15 protein-coding genes are annotated in these 17165 nt (G+C 62.2%); 5 read left to right on the forward strand and 10 right to left on the reverse strand.

Annotated features, from left to right (window positions below):
- Window positions 1-17: 17 nt before the first annotated feature.
- The 7 genes from AC3WLT_RS03340 to AC3WLT_RS03370 form a co-directional block, all read right to left on the reverse strand.
- Window positions 18-1682, reverse strand: coding sequence for an ABC transporter substrate-binding protein (locus AC3WLT_RS03340; protein ID WP_492590509.1), 1665 nt, complete (start codon window positions 1680-1682; stop codon window positions 18-20).
- Window positions 1683-2031: 349 nt separating this feature from the next.
- Entirely contained in the window at window positions 2032-3051 is a 1020-nt protein-coding gene (locus tag AC3WLT_RS03345; protein WP_492590510.1) for a HoxN/HupN/NixA family nickel/cobalt transporter, read from the reverse strand.
- 18 nt (window positions 3052-3069) lie between these two features.
- The gene (locus AC3WLT_RS03350) at window positions 3070-3585 is read right to left on the reverse strand and encodes a cupin domain-containing protein (RefSeq protein ID WP_492590511.1); all 516 of its coding nucleotides are present in this window, start codon (window positions 3583-3585) and stop codon (window positions 3070-3072) included.
- A gap of 220 nt (window positions 3586-3805) precedes the next feature.
- Window positions 3806-5911, reverse strand: coding sequence for an elongation factor G (gene fusA, locus AC3WLT_RS03355; RefSeq protein ID WP_492590512.1), 2106 nt, complete (start codon window positions 5909-5911; stop codon window positions 3806-3808).
- A gap of 284 nt (window positions 5912-6195) precedes the next feature.
- Window positions 6196-6702, reverse strand: coding sequence for a DUF192 domain-containing protein (locus tag AC3WLT_RS03360; protein WP_492590513.1), 507 nt, complete (start codon window positions 6700-6702; stop codon window positions 6196-6198).
- A 145-nt stretch (window positions 6703-6847) separates the two neighbouring features.
- Entirely contained in the window at window positions 6848-7054 is a 207-nt protein-coding gene (locus AC3WLT_RS03365; RefSeq protein WP_115098857.1) for a hypothetical protein, read from the reverse strand.
- Between the two features lie 453 nt (window positions 7055-7507).
- Window positions 7508-8077 carry a pseudouridine synthase gene (locus AC3WLT_RS03370; protein WP_492590514.1) on the reverse strand — a complete coding sequence of 190 codons (570 nt, stop codon included), beginning with the start codon at window positions 8075-8077 and terminating at the stop codon, window positions 7508-7510.
- Between the two features lie 331 nt (window positions 8078-8408).
- Between AC3WLT_RS03370 and icd the strand changes: the two genes are divergently transcribed.
- From icd to AC3WLT_RS03385, 3 genes are all read left to right on the forward strand, one after another.
- On the forward strand, window positions 8409-9665 hold the full coding sequence (icd, locus tag AC3WLT_RS03375; RefSeq protein WP_492590515.1) for an NADP-dependent isocitrate dehydrogenase: 1257 nt from the start codon (window positions 8409-8411) through the stop codon (window positions 9663-9665).
- Between the two features lie 214 nt (window positions 9666-9879).
- Window positions 9880-10242 (forward strand): hypothetical protein, encoded by a 363-nt coding sequence (locus tag AC3WLT_RS03380; protein WP_492590516.1) that lies wholly within the window; start codon window positions 9880-9882, stop codon window positions 10240-10242.
- Between the two features lie 137 nt (window positions 10243-10379).
- Window positions 10380-12050 carry a multicopper oxidase family protein gene (locus AC3WLT_RS03385; RefSeq protein WP_492590517.1) on the forward strand — a complete coding sequence of 557 codons (1671 nt, stop codon included), beginning with the start codon at window positions 10380-10382 and terminating at the stop codon, window positions 12048-12050.
- A gap of 93 nt (window positions 12051-12143) precedes the next feature.
- On the opposite strand, the gene AC3WLT_RS03390 is transcribed toward AC3WLT_RS03385, so the two are convergent.
- Window positions 12144-12350 (reverse strand): cold-shock protein, encoded by a 207-nt coding sequence (locus AC3WLT_RS03390; RefSeq protein ID WP_007180614.1) that lies wholly within the window; start codon window positions 12348-12350, stop codon window positions 12144-12146.
- 530 nt (window positions 12351-12880) lie between these two features.
- Between AC3WLT_RS03390 and clpS the strand changes: the two genes are divergently transcribed.
- Entirely contained in the window at window positions 12881-13195 is a 315-nt protein-coding gene (gene clpS / locus AC3WLT_RS03395; protein ID WP_006050100.1) for an ATP-dependent Clp protease adapter ClpS, read from the forward strand.
- A complete protein-coding gene (gene clpA, locus AC3WLT_RS03400; RefSeq protein ID WP_492590518.1) occupies window positions 13192-15489 on the forward strand; it encodes an ATP-dependent Clp protease ATP-binding subunit ClpA in 2298 nt (765 codons plus the stop codon). The genes clpS and clpA overlap by 4 nt, the downstream gene beginning before the upstream one ends.
- A 137-nt stretch (window positions 15490-15626) precedes the next feature.
- On the opposite strand, the gene dut is transcribed toward clpA, so the two are convergent.
- On the reverse strand, window positions 15627-16073 hold the full coding sequence (gene dut, locus AC3WLT_RS03405; RefSeq protein ID WP_115098837.1) for a dUTP diphosphatase: 447 nt from the start codon (window positions 16071-16073) through the stop codon (window positions 15627-15629).
- Window positions 16074-16087: 14 nt separating this feature from the next.
- A complete protein-coding gene (locus AC3WLT_RS03410) occupies window positions 16088-17107 on the reverse strand; it encodes an LLM class flavin-dependent oxidoreductase (RefSeq protein WP_492590519.1) in 1020 nt (339 codons plus the stop codon).
- Window positions 17108-17165: the final 58 nt, after the last annotated feature.

Raw genomic sequence — 17165 nt, forward strand, 5'->3', positions numbered from 1 at the left:
GCCGAAGCGCAGCGCGCTTACGCGCTCAACACCGCGCGGTCGAAATAGAGCTGCGCGAGCGCGGTGAAGCGCACACCGTTCACGCCTTTACGCATCGCGATCAGCTGATCGTAGAAGAACGGAATGATCAAGGGTGTCTCGTCGAGCAGCAGTGTCTGGATCTGTCCGGAGAGTTTCTTCTGCGAGCCGAGGTCGATCGCCGCGACGAACTGCGCGACCAGTTGATCGTATTGCGGGTTCTTGAAGTGCGCGGCGTTCCACGTGCCGTTGCTGGTGAGCGGCGCATTCAGAAACACGTTCGGCACGCCGCGATGACCATAATCGGTGATGCCGAGCGGCGAGTCGAGCCAATCGGATTTGCCCGGCGTGCCCGCGCCGTAATACAGCGACTGGCTCTCGACCTTCAGATTGATGCGCACGCCGATCGCCTTCGCTGCGTTCTGTACGACCACCGCGAGGTCGGGAATCTCCATGTATTTTTCGGTCGTGAGCGTCACGTCGAAACCGTTCGGCACACCCGCTTGCGCAAGCAGTTGTTTCGCCTTCGCGATATCGATCCTGCGTTGCGGGACGCCCGCATCCGACGCCGGAAACACCGGAGCGAACGGGCTGTCGTTGCCGACTTGCGCGCGGCCCTTGAACAGGCCGCGCACCAGCACGTCGCGATCGAGCGACAACGCGAGCGCCTGACGCACGCGCTTGTCCTTGAATAGCGGATTGTCGTTGCGCATATGGATTTGCCGATGCGCGCTCGACTTCACGCCGACCGCTTTGAAGTCTGGATTGTTCAGAATGCCGGCGCCGCCCTGCACGGTGAAGGTGCCCATCACGTCGGCCTGGTGGCCTTGCAACGCGAGCATTTGCGCCTGTTCGTCGGCGTAGAACGAGAACTGTACGCGCTGCGGTAACGCTTTGTCGCCCCAGTAATCGGGATTGCGCACGAACGACGCGCCGACCTTCGCCTGATACTTCTCGAGCTTGAACGGACCGGTGCCGATGAAGCTCTTTTCATAGCCTCCTGCATAGTTGGCAGGCAGGATCACGGCGTTGTAATTGTCGGAGGAAACGTAATACGGAAAGTTGCCGTTCGGCGCGTCGAGATGGAACGCCACCGTGTGGTCGTCGAGCACTTTCGCGCCGCCTTTCGACAGCACGCCTTTTAGCACCGAGAGCGCCGCCGAGCCGCTGGCCGGATCGGCGAGACGGTCGAAGGTGGCGGCGACGTCTTTCGCCGTGAACAGCTGGCCGTCGTGGAACTTGACGTTCGGACGCAGCTTGAAGGTCCACACGTCGCCCTTGTCGTTCGGCTTCCATGACAGCGCCAGCGCAGGCTTCAGCACGAGGCGCTCGCCGTCGTCGTCGATCAGGAATTCGCCGGTTTGATTCAGCAGCGCGAGGCTCGCGGCGTCGGTGACGGTCAACGGGTCGACCGCGCCGGCAGGCGTCAGATGGGCGACGCGGATGGTCGCGTTGGCCGGGCTCTGCGCGCCTTGCGCACGCGCTCGCGGCACGTTCAGGATGCCGCCGCCGGCCAGCGACAAACCGATCACGCTCGCATGGCGCAGCAGCTCGCGGCGCGTGATGCGGCCCGCGAGGAATTCGTCGATGGCGTGGTTGCCGTAGGGATCGGCGGTGCGGCGGGTTGCGTCGAGTTCGGGGAGTCTGTCCGCGGGAGTCTTCATCGATGGAGTGTCCAGTCCGTTCTGCTGTCGGTTCTGAAGGGCCGCGCCGAATGCACGCGACAGGGCGACGATATTGCAACGGCAAAAGCGCAACGGCAAAAAGCGGTTTCAGTTTAAGCGATTGCCCGCGGATTCGGCGTGCCGGTGAGTGCGTCAGGTTGCCGTTTGGCGGATAAAAGGACCCGCGTGTGCCGTGACGACAACGCTTGTTGGCGCCGCCGCGCGGCGTATGGCGCACGGCGGCTGACGTGATTGATGCCGCAGCGCGGGAATCGCTGCTGCCGTGGCGTCCTTACCGACCGGCTGCCGCTGCCACGTTGGATTTACCACGTGGATTTGCCACGTGGATTTACCGCGCTACGGCAGCCGGGCGGCGCCAGCGATGGAACAGCACGGAGCCGATCCAGCACGCCATGAAGCCCGCGACGATGCCATAGCCGAGCACGCCGAAGCGCTCGTTGATGTCCGCCACCGCATCCCATACGCCGCCGCTCAGCCCCAATTTGTCCGACGCGAGGTGCAATGCTTCGACGCCGCCGATCACGATCGCCACCACCGCCGACACGAACGTGATGCTCGCGTTGTAGTAGAGCTTGCGTTTCGGGTCGTCCATCGCCCAGCCGTAGGCGTGGACCATCAGCACATTGTCGGTGGAATCGACGAGCGTCATGCCGGCCGTGAAGAGCGCGGGGAACACGAGAATCGAATACAGCGGCAGACCTTTACCCGCTTCGGCCGCGGCGATCGCCAGCAGGCCGATCTCGGTCGCGGTGTCGAAGCCGAGGCCGAACAGCACGCCGACCGGGTACATGTGCCAGCTTTTCGTCACGAGCCGGAACAATGGCCGCAATGCGCGCGACAGCAAACCGGAGGGTGCGATGGTCCCCGTGAATTCATCAGTCAGTTCGCCGCCGCGTTGGACGTGGCGATAACGGCGCCATACGTCGCGCAGAATCACGAGGTTCACGCATGCCAGCACCAGCAGGAAGCCCGCCGACACGATCGTGCCGATGGTGCCGCCCACCGCCCTGAAGGTTTCAAAGCGGCCGTGCAGCGAATGCGCTGTCCACGCAATGCCGGTCGTCGCCGCGATCACGATCGTCGAATGGCCCAGCGAAAACGACAGGCCGACGCCGAGCGGCTGCTTGCCGGCCTGCATCAGCTTGCGCGTGACGGCGTCGATTGCCGCGATGTGGTCCGCGTCGACCGCGTGACGCAGCCCGAAACCATACGCAAGCAGCGCGGTGCCGAGCAGCAGCGGATAGTGGCGAAACGCGATCAGCGCCCACGCCCACGCGCCGAGATTGGCGGCGATCAGGACGGCGTAGAGCGTGATGAGGCGAGAGCGCAGCGAAGCGGCCGGCGTCATGAGTCGCGTGGGAAAGAATTAGTGATCGTGCGGATGCTTATGAATCGGATCGACCCAGTAGACCGTTTCCGGCTGTTCGACCGCGTCGATGTTCAGATTCACCACCACCGCTTCGTTGTCGCTGCGCACCACCACGCATTCGAGCGGGTCGTCGGTGCTCGCGTTGATTTCCTGATGCGGCACGTACGGCGGCACGAAGATGAAGTCGCCGGGGCCGGCTTCGGCGGTGAACTCGAGATGCTCGCCCCAGCGCATGCGAGCCTGGCCGCGCACCACGTAGATCACGCTTTCGAGCGCGCCGTGATGATGGGCGCCGGTCTTCGCATTCGGATGAATCGTCACGGTGCCGGCCCAGAGTTTCTGCGCGCCGACCCGTGCGGCATCGATCGCAGCCGCGCGATTCATGCCCGGCGTTTGCGCAGTGTTGCTGTCGAGCTGGTCGCCCTTGATGACCTTGACGCCATGCTCGCGCCAGTCGATGGGCGCCGACGGTTGCTCGTCATGGTAATGCGGGTGTTCGTGTTGCTGGCTCATGATGTGTCTCCTACTGGACGTGAGTCCCGGCGATGGGCGCGGCGCCATCTGGTATTTTTGCACGTTCAAAAACGTGCGTGTGGCTGACCGGCGGGCGCGGCGCTGCGGACGAAAAAAAGCCCGTCCACGAGGGACGGGCTTCGAGTCATTTGCCGGAGTTGCCAGCGTTGGCGGTGTGGCGTGATTCGCGGCACATGACGTGTTGCAGAGGCTTCAGCGCTTACTTCTGCTTCGCGTTGATCACGGCTTCGGCCACGTTGTTCGGCGTTTCAGCATAGTGCTTGAACTCCATCGTGTACGTGGCGCGGCCCTGGGTTGCCGAGCGCAGCGAGGTCGAATAGCCGAACATCTCCGCGAGCGGCACTTCGGCGCGCACCAGCTTGCCGCCGCCGCCGGCGATGTCTTCCATGCCCTGCACCATGCCACGGCGGCTCGACAGATCGCCCATCACGTTGCCCATGAAGTCTTCGGGCGTTTCCACCTCGACGGCCATCATCGGTTCGAGCAGCACCGGCTTCGCTTTGCGCATCGCGTCCTTGAACGCTATCGAACCGGCCATACGGAACGCGTTTTCGTTCGAGTCGACGTCGTGGTACGAACCGAAGGTCAGCGTCACCTTCACGTCGACCACCGGATAGCCCGCCAGCACGCCGGCCTTGAGCGTTTCCAGTATGCCCTTGTCGACCGCCGGAATGTATTCGCGTGGAATCACACCGCCCTTGATCGCGTCGACGAATTCGTAGCCCTTGCCTTGCGGCGCCGGTTCGAGCGTGATCACCGCATGGCCGTACTGGCCGCGGCCGCCCGACTGCTTGACGAACTTGCCTTCCACGTCCTCGACCTTGTTGCGCACCGTTTCGCGGTACGCCACCTGCGGCTTGCCGACGGTCGCCTCGACGCCGAACTCGCGCTTCATCCGGTCGACCAGAATTTCCAGGTGCAGCTCGCCCATCCCGGAGATGATCGTCTGGCCGGATTCTTCATCGGTCTGCACGCGGAACGACGGGTCTTCCTGCGCGAGACGATTGAGCGCGATACCCATCTTTTCCTGGTCGACTTTGGTCTTCGGCTCGACTGCCTGCGAGATCACCGGCTCCGGGAAGATCATCTTTTCAAGGATGATCACGTGGTTCGGATCGCACAGCGTGTCGCCCGTGGTCGCTTCCTTCAGGCCGACAGCCGCGGCGATGTCGCCCGCGTAGACTTCCTTGATTTCCTTGCGCTCGTTCGCGTGCATCTGCAGGATTCGGCCAAGGCGTTCCTTCTTTTCCTTGATCGCGTTGTAGACGGTGTCGCCCGAATTCACCACGCCCGAATACACGCGGAAAAAGATCAACTGGCCGACGAACGGGTCGGTCATGATCTTGAAGGCGAGGGCGGAGAACGGATCGTCGTCTTTCGGATGACGCTCGGCTTCATTGTCGTGTTCGTCGTGGCCGAGAATAGCGGGCACGTCGGCCGGCGAGGGCAGATAGTCGATCACCGCGTCGAGCATCGCCTGCACGCCCTTGTTCTTGAATGCGCTGCCGCACAGCATCGGCACGATCTCGTTGGCGATAGTGCGGGCGCGCAGACCGGCCTTGATTTCCTCTTCGGTCAGCGTACCGCCATGCAGGTATTTGTCGAGCAGTTCCTCGTTCGCTTCGGCGGCGGCCTCGACCATCTTGTCGTGCCATTCCTTCGCGGTGGCCGCCAGCTCGGCGGGGATGTCCCGGTACTCGAACTTGATGCCCTGGCTCTCGTCGTCCCAGACGATCGCCTTCATCTTGACGAGGTCGACCACGCCCAGGAAATGTTCTTCCGCGCCGACCGGAATCTGGATCGGCACGGCGATGCCTTTCAGACGATCGCCGATCTGCCTCTGCACGCGGAAAAAGTCCGCACCGACGCGGTCCATCTTGTTGACGAACGCAATGCGCGGCACCTTGTACTTGTTCGCCTGGCGCCACACCGTTTCGGACTGCGGCTGCACGCCGCCGACCGAGTCGTACACCATGCAGGCGCCGTCGAGCACGCGCATCGAGCGTTCCACTTCGATCGTGAAGTCGACGTGGCCCGGGGTGTCGATGATGTTGATCCGGTGTTCCGGATAATTGCCGGCCATGCCTTTCCAGAAAGCGGTCGTGGCCGCCGACGTGATGGTGATGCCGCGCTCCTGCTCCTGTTCCATCCAGTCCATCGTCGCCGCACCGTCGTGAACCTCGCCGATCTTGTGGGTCACGCCGGTGTAGAACAGGATGCGTTCAGTAGTGGTGGTTTTGCCGGCATCGATGTGAGCGCTGATGCCGATATTCCGGTAGCGCTCGATGGGAGTCTTGCGGGGCACGTGAACCTCCTTGGAATGGCGCGCCTGAAGGCGCTTGCCGGGCGGCGGTCTGTGCTGCCCGGGCAGTCTGGGTGCTGCGGTATCAAGAATACTAGGATAGCGCGTCGGCCCGTCTTTTGCAGGAATCTTGCCAGCCGGACGTAAGCGCCTGCTGACGGGGCTTTGGCGGCAGGGCGGCGGGCCGCAGCCCTGCAAATGAAAAAGCCGGCGCCTCGTGAAAGGCACCGGCTTTCTGGAAAGCGCGAAGCGGGGAAGCGGCGGGGCGCCGCCACGGTCGACGCGACTTATTGCGCGGCCGGCAACCCCTGGATCTTCATCCCCGGTTTGATGCCCTTCGACGTGAACCAGCCTTTGCTCATCTCCAACACGTACACGCCGTTGTTCTTCGGGCAGTGATTGCTGGTGGTTTCGGCCTGCATCTCGTCGATGTCGGTGACCGTGCCGTCGGCGCGCATGAAGGCGATCGACAGCGGGATCAACGTGTTCTTCATCCAGAAGCAATGCACTGCGTTTTCGTTGAAGACGAACAGCATGCCTTCGTTCGGCGCGAGATTCGTGCGATACATCAAGCCTTGTTCGCGGTCCGCATCGTTGGCGGCGACAGCGGCGTCGATCACGAACATGCCCGCGGTCAGCTTCGCGCGCGGAAAGTCGCCGGGCTGCTTCGCGCCGGCCGGCATCTGCTGGGCGTGTGCGGGTGCCGCGGTGGTGGCGGCGAACGACATCGCCGCGAGCGGCAGTGCAATGGCAACAGCGAAGCGCGCAATCAACGAGCGCAGGGGAAATCGCACGGCATGACTCCTTGCTGGAAATTAACCCGCGAATGTTACGCGAGCGCGTCAAAAACAAAAAGGCAGACAGCCTTGCGGCGATCTGCCTTTCAACGCCGTAAGAACGGCAATGAAGCTAGTTCTTGACTGCGTTTTTACAACAAACTTACTCCGAAGCGCCCGAAGCTGCAGCAGCTGCTGCTGCCTTCTTGTGCGACTTCTTGTGAGCGTGCTTCGTGGTCTTCTTTGCCGACGAAGCTGCTGCTGCCGGAGCTGCCATCGGAGCTGCCGAAGCTGCTGCCGGTGCCGAAGCTTGTGCGAATGCTGCCGTTGCGAAGAGACCAGCGACCAGAGCGGCGATCAGTTTGTTCATTTTGTAAATCCTCAGCTTTAGTTGATTAACCAAATGACCCGGTTATATGTAGAGTCATGTCGGTAAACGTGCCATCCACCTTTCGGTTGACAGACGCATCGAACAAATTTTCGACGCGTCTGCTTTAGCGCTCAGACTCCCCGCACCTGCCGCGAGAGCGGCTTGTACCAAGGCCCTTAAGGCTGAATGCCGGATAGCTTCGGGCGGCATCTGCGTCGAATAACGCGTGAGCTCGCGCACCGGTTGACGTAAATTTTCGCGAATATTTATTAGGCGACGCGCGAACGGACTGGATAGCCGTGCAGTACTCGCGGGCCGCAATTGTTTCACGCGTGTTTCACAGGAGTTTCACGCGGGGTTTTGTTTGCTGATACAACGAGTTAGCTTTTTCGATGCGGATGCGAATAGGCACGAATAGGCCCGAGGAGGCGCCGGGTGCGTATGCAATGCGGTTCAAACGATGCCGTCCCACGGCGCCTTCGGCGGCAATTCGACACTCTCGCCCGGTTGTAGTCCGAGCGAAAAAATATCGAGCGCGCCAACGCCGACGCGCACCAGCCGCAGTGTCGGAAAACCGACCGCTGCGGTCATGCGGCGCACCTGACGGTTCTTGCCTTCGGTGATCGACAACTCGATCCACGTGGTCGGAATCGCGGCGCGAAAGCGGATCGGCGGTGTGCGGGGCCAGAGTGCCTCGGCCGGCTCGGCGTATTCCGCGCGGCACGGCCGCGTGACGTAGTCGCCGAGATCGACGCCGCGCGCGAGCCTCTTCAAGGTGGCCTGATCGACTGCGCCTTCCACTTGCGCCCAATAACGTTTGACCAGTTTGTGGCGCGGCTCGGCGATGCGTGCCTGCAGCGCGCCGTCGTCGGTGAGCAGCAGCAGTCCCTCACTGTCGGAGTCGAGCCGGCCCGCCGGATAGACGCCGGGCACCTTGACCCAGTCGGCCAGCGACGCGCGTGTTTCGTGCGGCGAAAACTGGCAGATGGTGCCGAACGGTTTGTTCAAAGCGAGAAGGCGCATACGGGATCGGTGAAAAGACGCGGGGCGCCGCTCATGGCGGGGACGCACGGTCCCAGCCATGAGCGGCCGCGGTTCAATAATAAATGTGGGATGTTAATGCATAATACGCGGCGGGAAATCTTATGTCTTATATAAGACATAAGAATTTAGACCGCTCCAGCTTGCACTCGAGGTAGGAAAACCCCGACCCGCGGCCGGCCCGTTCCCACGCTGGCGTGGGCTAGAATAGCGGCCTGGCCGCTCGCGGGCGGCCGGCATTGCGCGTAGCGAGGAGCGCCCGGTTTCGCAGTCTCCCATCAGCTTTCAGCACAGCCATCACTGGAGTCCGATCATGCCGTATCAGCACATCAAGGTTCCTACCGGCGGTGACAAGATCACCGTCAACGCAGATTTCTCGCTCAACGTTTCCGACCAGCCGATCATCCCGTTTATCGAAGGCGACGGTACGGGTGCCGACATCACCCCGGTGATGCTCAAGGTGGTGGATGCGGCAGTTGAAAAAGCGTACGCAGGCAAGAAAAAAATCCACTGGATGGAAATCTACGCCGGCGAGAAGGCAACCAAGGTGTATGGCCCGGACGTTTGGCTGCCGGAAGAGTCGATGCAGGTGCTGAAGGAATACGTCGTGTCGATCAAAGGTCCGCTCACCACGCCGGTGGGCGGCGGCATCCGTTCGCTGAACGTCGCGCTGCGGCAGGAACTGGACCTGTATGTCTGTTTGCGCCCGGTGCAGTACTTCAAGGGCGTGCCTTCGCCGGTTCGCGCGCCGGAAAAGACCAACATGGTGATCTTCCGCGAGAACTCGGAAGACATCTACGCCGGCATCGAGTGGCCGGCTGAATCGGAACAGGCCAGGAAGATCATCAAGTTCCTGCAGGAAGAAATGGGTGTGAAGAAGATCCGTTTCCCGGAAACGTCGGGCATCGGCATCAAGCCGGTGTCGCGCGAGGGCACGGAGCGTCTGGTGCGCAAGGCGATCCAGTACGCGATCGACAACGATCGCCGTTCGGTCACGCTGGTGCACAAGGGCAACATCATGAAGTTCACGGAAGGCGCGTTCCGCGACTACGGCTATGCGCTGGCGCAAAAGGAATTCGGCGCGGAGCTGGTCGACGGCGGCCCGTGGATGAAGTTCAAGAATCCGAAGTCGGGCAGCGACATCGTCATCAAGGACGTGATCGCTGACGCGTTCCTGCAGCAGATCCTGTTGCGTCCGGCTGAATACGACGTGATCGCCACGCTCAACCTGAACGGCGACTACGTTTCGGACGCGCTGGCGGCGCAAGTCGGCGGTATCGGCATCGCGCCGGGCGCGAACATGTCGGATTCGGTCGCGATGTTCGAAGCCACGCACGGCACCGCGCCGAAGTACGCGGGCAAAGACTACGTGAATCCGGGGTCGGAAATTCTCTCGGCGGAAATGATGCTGCGCCACCTGGGCTGGATTGAAGCCGCGGACCTGATCATCAAGTCGATGGAAAAGTCGATTCTGCAAAAGCGGGTCACGTATGACTTCGCGCGTCTGATGGAGGGCGCGACACAAGTGTCCTGCTCGGGCTTCGGGCAGGTGATGATCGAGAATATGTAAGCAATGTAAGCGGTTCGAGCCGGTTTATCCGGCCTGAATTGAAAACCCCGGCGCCGCGAGGCGACCGGGGTTTTTTGTGCCTGCCGATGTGTCGAATACGCGCGCCCACACCGAGCCGAAAGCCGCTTGCGTTATGATTCTTCGACTGCTGGCTTTCCGCGCATCGCATCCGCGTCGTACTCGTATCGTACTAGTTCATTCTGCAATGACCTCTGTGTGGCGAATCCTCATCGTGCTGTCCCTCGCGTTGTTTGCAACGCAAGGTGCGTTCGCGCATGAACATGCCACGGCGCCGATGAAGAGCGTTCGCGCGATGCAGATTGTCCATTCCGTCGACGATACGTCGACCGCCGTGAGCGAAACCGCGCACTGTGCCGGCATGGCTGCTTCCGGGACGCTCTGTCGACATGATCATTCTTTCTGCTGTTCGACCTCGTGCGGCGCGCATTGCGGCGCATTGTTCGTCGCATTCGCTTTCGAGCCGCGCGCGTTCCGCGCGGCGCTGCCGCAATCGCTTGCGGAGACGCAGCGCACCGGCGTCATCCATGCGCCCCTGTTGCGGCCGCCGATAGCCTGATCGTTGCGCGCGCCGACGCACTGCGCGCCGCAAGGCAAAGGCCGCGATTCCCTTCCATAGGCCGGCCCTTGAACGATCCAGCGTGGACTCGCCCCGGCGCCTGTCCCGCTATCTGAACCAGGCAGAGGAAATCATTCATGATTCGCAGGCAATTTCTCGCCCGCGCGTTGAGCGCGGCAGCTGCGTCGCTGTTCGCGCGCAGCGCGTTCGCACAGCACGACGCTCATTCGATGCACAAGATGTCCGGCATGGACGATATGGGCGACATGGACATGTCCGGCATGCCGTCGATGTCCGCGCACAAAGCGGCCAGGCCGGCGGCCGCGGTACTGGCCGCTCCCGACGCGCTGCCGGCCGGCGCGCCGCTCGCCACTTTGCGTACGCTCGCCAACGAAAGCCGCGAGCCTGGTGTGTTCCGCGCGACCTTGATCGCACAACCGGTCAAACGCAAGCTGCTGCCCGACAAGCCGTCCACCACCTTCTGGCAATACGACCAGGGCGGCAATCCAGGCAGCGCAATCGCGCGCGTCATGCAGGCTGAAGGTCCAGTCGTCGGCCCGTTAATCGATGTCCGCGAAGGCGACACCGTCGAGATCCGCTTCGTCAACCGTCTGCCGCAAGCGTCGACGATTCATTGGCACGGCTTGCCGGTGCCGCCCGACCAGGACGGCAATCCGTCGACGCCGGTCGCGCCGGGCGCGTCGCATGTGTACCGCTTCACGCTGCCGCGGGGTAGCGCCGGCACTTACTGGTATCACCCGCATCCGCACATGAGGTCGGCGGAGCAGGTGTTTCGCGGCCTCGCCGGCCCCATCGTGGTGCGCGCCGCCGACGATCCGCTGACCGCCTGGCCCGAGCGCCATCTGTTCTTCTCGGACCTGAAACTCGCCAGCGACGGCGTCATCCCGCCGAACGACATGATGGACTGGATGAACGGCCGGGAAGGCCAGTTCGTGCTGGTGAACGGCGCACGCCGTCCGCGCATCGAGATCACGAAGGACGAGCGTTGGCGTCTGTGGAATGGATGCAGTGCCCGTTATTTGAGATTTTCGCTCGGCGACGAACAACATTTTGCGCAAGTGGGCACAGACGGCGGCCTGCTGGGGCAACCGCGCGACGGTCTCACAGAGTTGTTGCTGGCGCCTGGCGAGCGCGCCGAGGTGATCGTCCGCGCGGGGGCGAACCCTTCGCGAGCGGTGCTGAGCGCCGACGTCTACGACCGCCGCAAGATGGCGATGTCGCATGGCAGCCTGCCGCCTGATCCGGTCCGTGCCCTCGCCGACATTAGCTTTAATCCGCCACCTGGCGCGAGGGCGCGCGAGTTGCCGGCGACGTTGCGCCTCGTGGCGCCGCTCGGCACGCCGGTGGCGAAGAAGTCCGTGGTGTTCTCCGAGCAGATGGACATGGCTGCGATGCACGGCCCGAAGGCGTCAGCCGCGCATGGCAACACGCGTGGCAACACCATGCCGGCCGGCATGACGTTCATGATCAACGGTCAGGTTTTCGACCCATCGCGCATTACGCTCACCAGCCGGCGCGACGAAATCGAACTCTGGTCGATCGAGAACCGCACCGATATGGATCATCCGTTCCATCTGCACGGCACGCAGTTTCAGATCGTCGAGCGGGAGCGGGGTGGCGCGGTCACGCCCGAGCCGTATCGCGCGTGGCGCGATACGGTCAACGTGCGGCCGGACGAAATCGTGCGGATCGCCACCGTGCAGCGGATGGCGGGAGAGCGCATGTTCCATTGCCACATCCTCGAACATGAGGATCTCGGCATGATGGGCACGCTGAGAGTGGTATGACGCGTGCGGTGAGCGTCCGGCCGGTTTAGGGGGAAGCCGGAAAAAGAAACCCGGCACGAAGCCGGGTTTCAAAGGATCGGGTACCGAACGGTTTCAGGCAGGTGCCTGGATGTTCGATGCCTGCTTGCCTTTCGGGCCTTGCACGACCTCGAAGGTTACTTTCTGGCCTTCCTTGAGGGTCTTGAACCCATTCATCTGGATGGCCGAGAAGTGTGCAAACAGATCCTCACCACCTTCGTCAGGCGTGATGAATCCGAAACCTTTTGCGTCATTGAACCATTTGACCGTACCAGTTGCCATTCCAACTTCCCCTGTAACTCATGTCACTACCACGAGCCCTCGAAAAGCTCCACGACCGCGTGATGCAGCCGCTCCCTCCTCACAAGCTCACCATCGGCATTTTTTCGAAATTATGGCTCGGTGAAAAAAGTGCCAGCTTGATTGTTGAGGCTCTTTATTCGAGTGTCAAGAAAATTTTGAGATGCTCGTTGCCCCGTTGCAAACAGTCGATTTCCAGGGTTTTTCCCGCTTTTGTTATGTGCGGTTGCGCAAGCGTGCCGTCTTGAAAAGTCGCATAATCGACTCACCTGCTGTTCTGCGGGTCGTCCGCTGCTGGCAACCCGCTCCGGCAGGTTGTGCGATACTCGATCCGACTGCGGCGCAGCACGGCCGCGATGCATCACTGGATAGGGGCCGGCTCCGCAATCGGCTCGCGGAATGACGCACGCATGGGGGGAGTTACCCATCAGGCGCTGGCGAACGGGCTCACCGGCCGGACGGTCGGGTTTTGACAGGATTGCGGGCCTGTCCTAGTTGTTTAGAATGGGTGTATGGCGATTATCCCGGACAAGCAGGACGGCACCGTACTGGAGCGGCAGGAAAAGAAGCTGAAGCCGCCTTCCATGTACAAGGTGGTGCTGCTGAACGACGACTTCACGCCAATGGAATTTGTCGTGATGATCGTGCAAGAGTATTTCAATAAAGATCGTGAAACCGCAACGCAGGTTATGTTGAAGGTGCATCGCGAGGGCAGGGGAGTTTGTGGGGTCTATACGCGGGACATCGCGTCGACCAAAGTCGAGCAAGTCGTTACCCACGCACGGCAGGCCGGGCATCCGCTGCAGTGTGTGATGGAGGAAGCATGATTGCCCAGGAACTGGAAGTCAGCCTGCACATGGCGTTCATGGAAGCACGCCAGGCGCGGCACGAGTTCATAACGGTCGAACATCTTTTGCTGGCGCTGTTGGACAATCCGACGGCCGCGGAGGTGTTGCGTGCATGCGCGGCCAATATCGAGGATCTGCGCCAGAACCTGCGCAACTTCATTCATGACAACACGCCTACCGTGCCCGGCACGGATGACGTCGACACGCAGCCCACATTAGGCTTTCAGCGTGTGATTCAGCGCGCGATCATGCATGTGCAATCCACCTCGAACGGCAAGAAGGAAGTGACCGGCGCGAACGTGCTAGTGGCAATCTTCGGCGAGAAGGATTCGCACGCGGTGTACTACCTGCAACAGCAGGGCGTGACGCGTCTGGATGTGGTGAACTTCATCTCGCACGGCATTGCGAAGACGAGCAGCACGGACGCCGCGAAAGCGAGCGACGCGAATGCCGAGTCCGACGAGGCCGCCGCGCAGAAGGAAACCCCGCTGGCCCAGTTCACGCAGAACCTGAACCAGATGGCGAAAGACGGCCGCATCGATCCGTTGATCGGGCGCGAGTCGGAAGTCGAGCGCGTGGTGCAGGTGCTGTGCCGCCGCCGCAAGAACAATCCGCTGCTGGTCGGTGAGGCCGGCGTCGGCAAGACGGCGATCGCCGAAGGGCTCGCCTGGCGCATCACGCGCGGCGAAGTGCCGGACATTCTCGCGGACGCCCAGGTGTATTCGCTCGACATGGGCGCACTGCTCGCCGGCACCAAGTATCGCGGCGACTTCGAACAACGTCTGAAGACGGTCCTCAAGGAATTGAAGGAACGTCCGCATGCCATCCTGTTCATCGACGAAATTCATACGCTGATCGGCGCAGGCGCTGCGTCGGGCGGCACGCTGGACGCGTCGAATTTGCTGAAGCCGGCATTGTCGTCGGGAACGCTCAAGTGCATCGGCGCCACGACGTTCACTGAATATCGCGGCATCTTCGAAAAAGACGCGGCGTTGTCGCGCCGGTTCCAGAAGATCGACGTGACCGAGCCGACCGTCGAGCAGACGGTAGCGATCCTGCGCGGCCTGAAGTCGCGTTTCGAAGAGCATCACGGCGTAAAGTATTCGTCGGGTGCGCTGTCGGCGGCGGCTGAGTTGTCGGCGCGCTTCATTACGGATCGTCATTTGCCGGACAAGGCGATCGACGTGATCGACGAAGCGGGCGCGGCGCAACGCATCCTGCCGAAGTCGAAGCAGAAAAAGACTATCGGCAAGAACGAGATCGAAGAAATCATTTCGAAGATCGCGCGCGTGCCGGCGCAAAGCGTGTCGCAAGACGACCGCAGCAAGCTGCAAACGCTGGATCGCGATCTGAAGAGCGTGGTGTTCGGGCAAGACCCGGCCATCGACGCGTTGTCGGCCGCGATCAAGATGGCGCGCGCGGGCCTCGGCAAGCTGGACAAGCCGATCGGCGCGTTCCTGTTTTCCGGCCCCACGGGCGTCGGCAAGACGGAAGTGGCGAAGCAACTGGCGTTCACGCTGGGGATCGAGCTGATCCGCTTCGACATGTCGGAATACATGGAGCGTCATGCGGTGAGCCGCCTGATCGGCGCGCCGCCGGGCTATGTCGGTTTCGACCAGGGCGGTCTGCTGACCGAAGCTGTCACGAAGAAGCCGCATTGCGTGCTGCTGCTCGACGAAATCGAGAAGGCGCATCCGGACATCTACAACGTGCTGCTGCAGGTGATGGATCACGGTACGCTGACGGACAACAACGGCCGCAAGGCGGATTTCCGCAACGTCATCATCATCATGACGACGAACGCGGGCGCCGAGACGATGGGCAAGTCGGTGATCGGTTTCACGAGTCGCCGGGAAACCGGCGACGAAATGGTCGACATCAAGCGCATGTTCACGCCGGAGTTTCGTAACCGTCTGGACGCGACGATCAGCTTCCGCTCGCTCGATGAAGAAATCATCATGCGCGTGGTCGACAAGTTCCTGATGCAACTGGAAGATCAGTTGCACGAGAAGAAGGTCGATGCGCTCTTCACCGACGCGCTGCGCAAGCATCTCGCCAAGCACGGTTTCGATCCGTTGATGGGCGCGCGGCCAATGCAGCGCCTGATCCAGGACACGATCCGTCGTGCACTGGCCGACGAGCTGCTGTTCGGCAAGCTGATGAACGGCGGCCGTGTGACGGTGGACGTCGATGCGGACGACAAGGTGCAACTGACCTTCGACGAACATCCGGCGCCGCGCAATCCGAATCCGGAAGCGGTCGAAGTCGAGTAAGCGCGAAGTTGGCTGGCGCGAAGTTGACTGCGTTTAGCTTCATCTGAAAGCAGAACGGCGCGGGTTGAACCCCGCGCCGTTCTGCTTTTTGCGTTCTGAACGACCTTGCTCCGCGTCCCGCGCAGCGAAGCGAAGGATCAGTGCTTGCCGGTGCTGCCGAAACCGCCCGCGCCGCGTTCGCTTTCCGCGAAATCGTCGACGATGTTGAACGCGGCCTGCACGACCGGCACGATTACGAGTTGTGCGAGGCGCTCCATCGGATTCAGCACGAAGGTGGTCTCGCCGCGGTTCCACGTCGAAATCATCAGCTGCCCCTGGTAATCCGAATCGATCAGGCCGACCAGATTGCCCAGCACGATCCCGTGCTTATGACCCAAACCCGAGCGCGGCAGGATCAAGGCCGCATAACCGGGATCGCCGACGTGAATCGCCAGACCCGTCGGCACTAGCGCGGTGTCGCCGGGCGCGAGCGTCAACGCTTCGTCGAGGCAGGCGCGCAGGTCGAGGCCCGCGCTGCCGGTGGTTGCGTAGGCCGGGAGTTGGTCGCGCATCCGCGCGTCGAGAATCTTCAGGTCGAGTTTCATGCAGGTTCGAAAGGTTAAGAGGTGGGAGCCTGGCGTCCGAGTTGGAACGCGTCGGCCAGGAGTTCATAGGAGCGCAGCCGGGCACGATAGCTGCCCGCTACGGTGAGTACGATCAGTTCGTCGGCCAGGAATTGCGCCTGCAAATCCTGGAGGCGCTCGGTCACGGTCTCCGGCGTGCCGATGATACTGCGCGGCTTTTCGCGGTCGATCACCAGTTGCTCGCGTACGCCGTATTCTTGCGCCGCGCCTTGCTCGACCGTCGGAATCGGCGCATTCAGGCCAAGGGCCATCTGCACGCGGCGCAGGTCGACCGCCTTTTCCAGGTCGACGGCTTCCTGTTCGGTGTCGGCGCAAATCACGAACACGGCGGCTGCCAGATACGGCTGGTCTGCTTCCAGGCTAGCTTTAAAGCGTTCACGATAGGCCAGCGCCACCTGGTGCCCGAAGTGCGCGTTGATGAAATGCGCGAACGCGAAGCGGATACCAAGTTGCGCTGCGAGCAGGCCGCCGAATTCGCTCGAACCGAGCATCCAGAGTTGCGGGCGCGTGGCGACTTGCGGTTGCAGCAGTACGCCGCGCGCGAGATGGCCCTCGGGCAGCGGGCCGTGCATCAGGCCGACCAGGTCCGCGACCTGCTGCGGGAAAATGTCGCCGCGATTGTAGGCGCCGGCTGCCACCGCTTGCGCCGTTTGCATGTCTCCGCCCGGCGCGCGTCCCACGCCGAGATCGATACGATTGGGAAACAGCGCCTCGAGCATCATGAATTGCTCGGCGACTTTGAACGGGCTGTAGTACGGCAGCATCACGCCGCCGGAGCCGATGCGGATACGTTTGGTCACGCTGCCGAGGTGCGCGAGCATCACCTCGGGACAGGGATTCGACACGCCGCGCAGGCCGTGGTGTTCAGCGCACCAGTAGCGTGTGTAGCCGAGGTCGTCGGCGAGTTGCGCCAGTTCGACGGTGGCGGCGATCGCGTCCGCCACCGAGTGCCCGTCGATCACGGGCGTTTGATCGAGCACGGAAAGTAGCGTCATGTCAGTACTGCTCCAGATGATTCAGTGCGCTCGGGCGACTCGCGGCAAGGCATGCTGA

The sequence above is a fragment of the Paraburkholderia sp. FW306-2-2C-D06C genome (genome assembly GCF_058781505.1).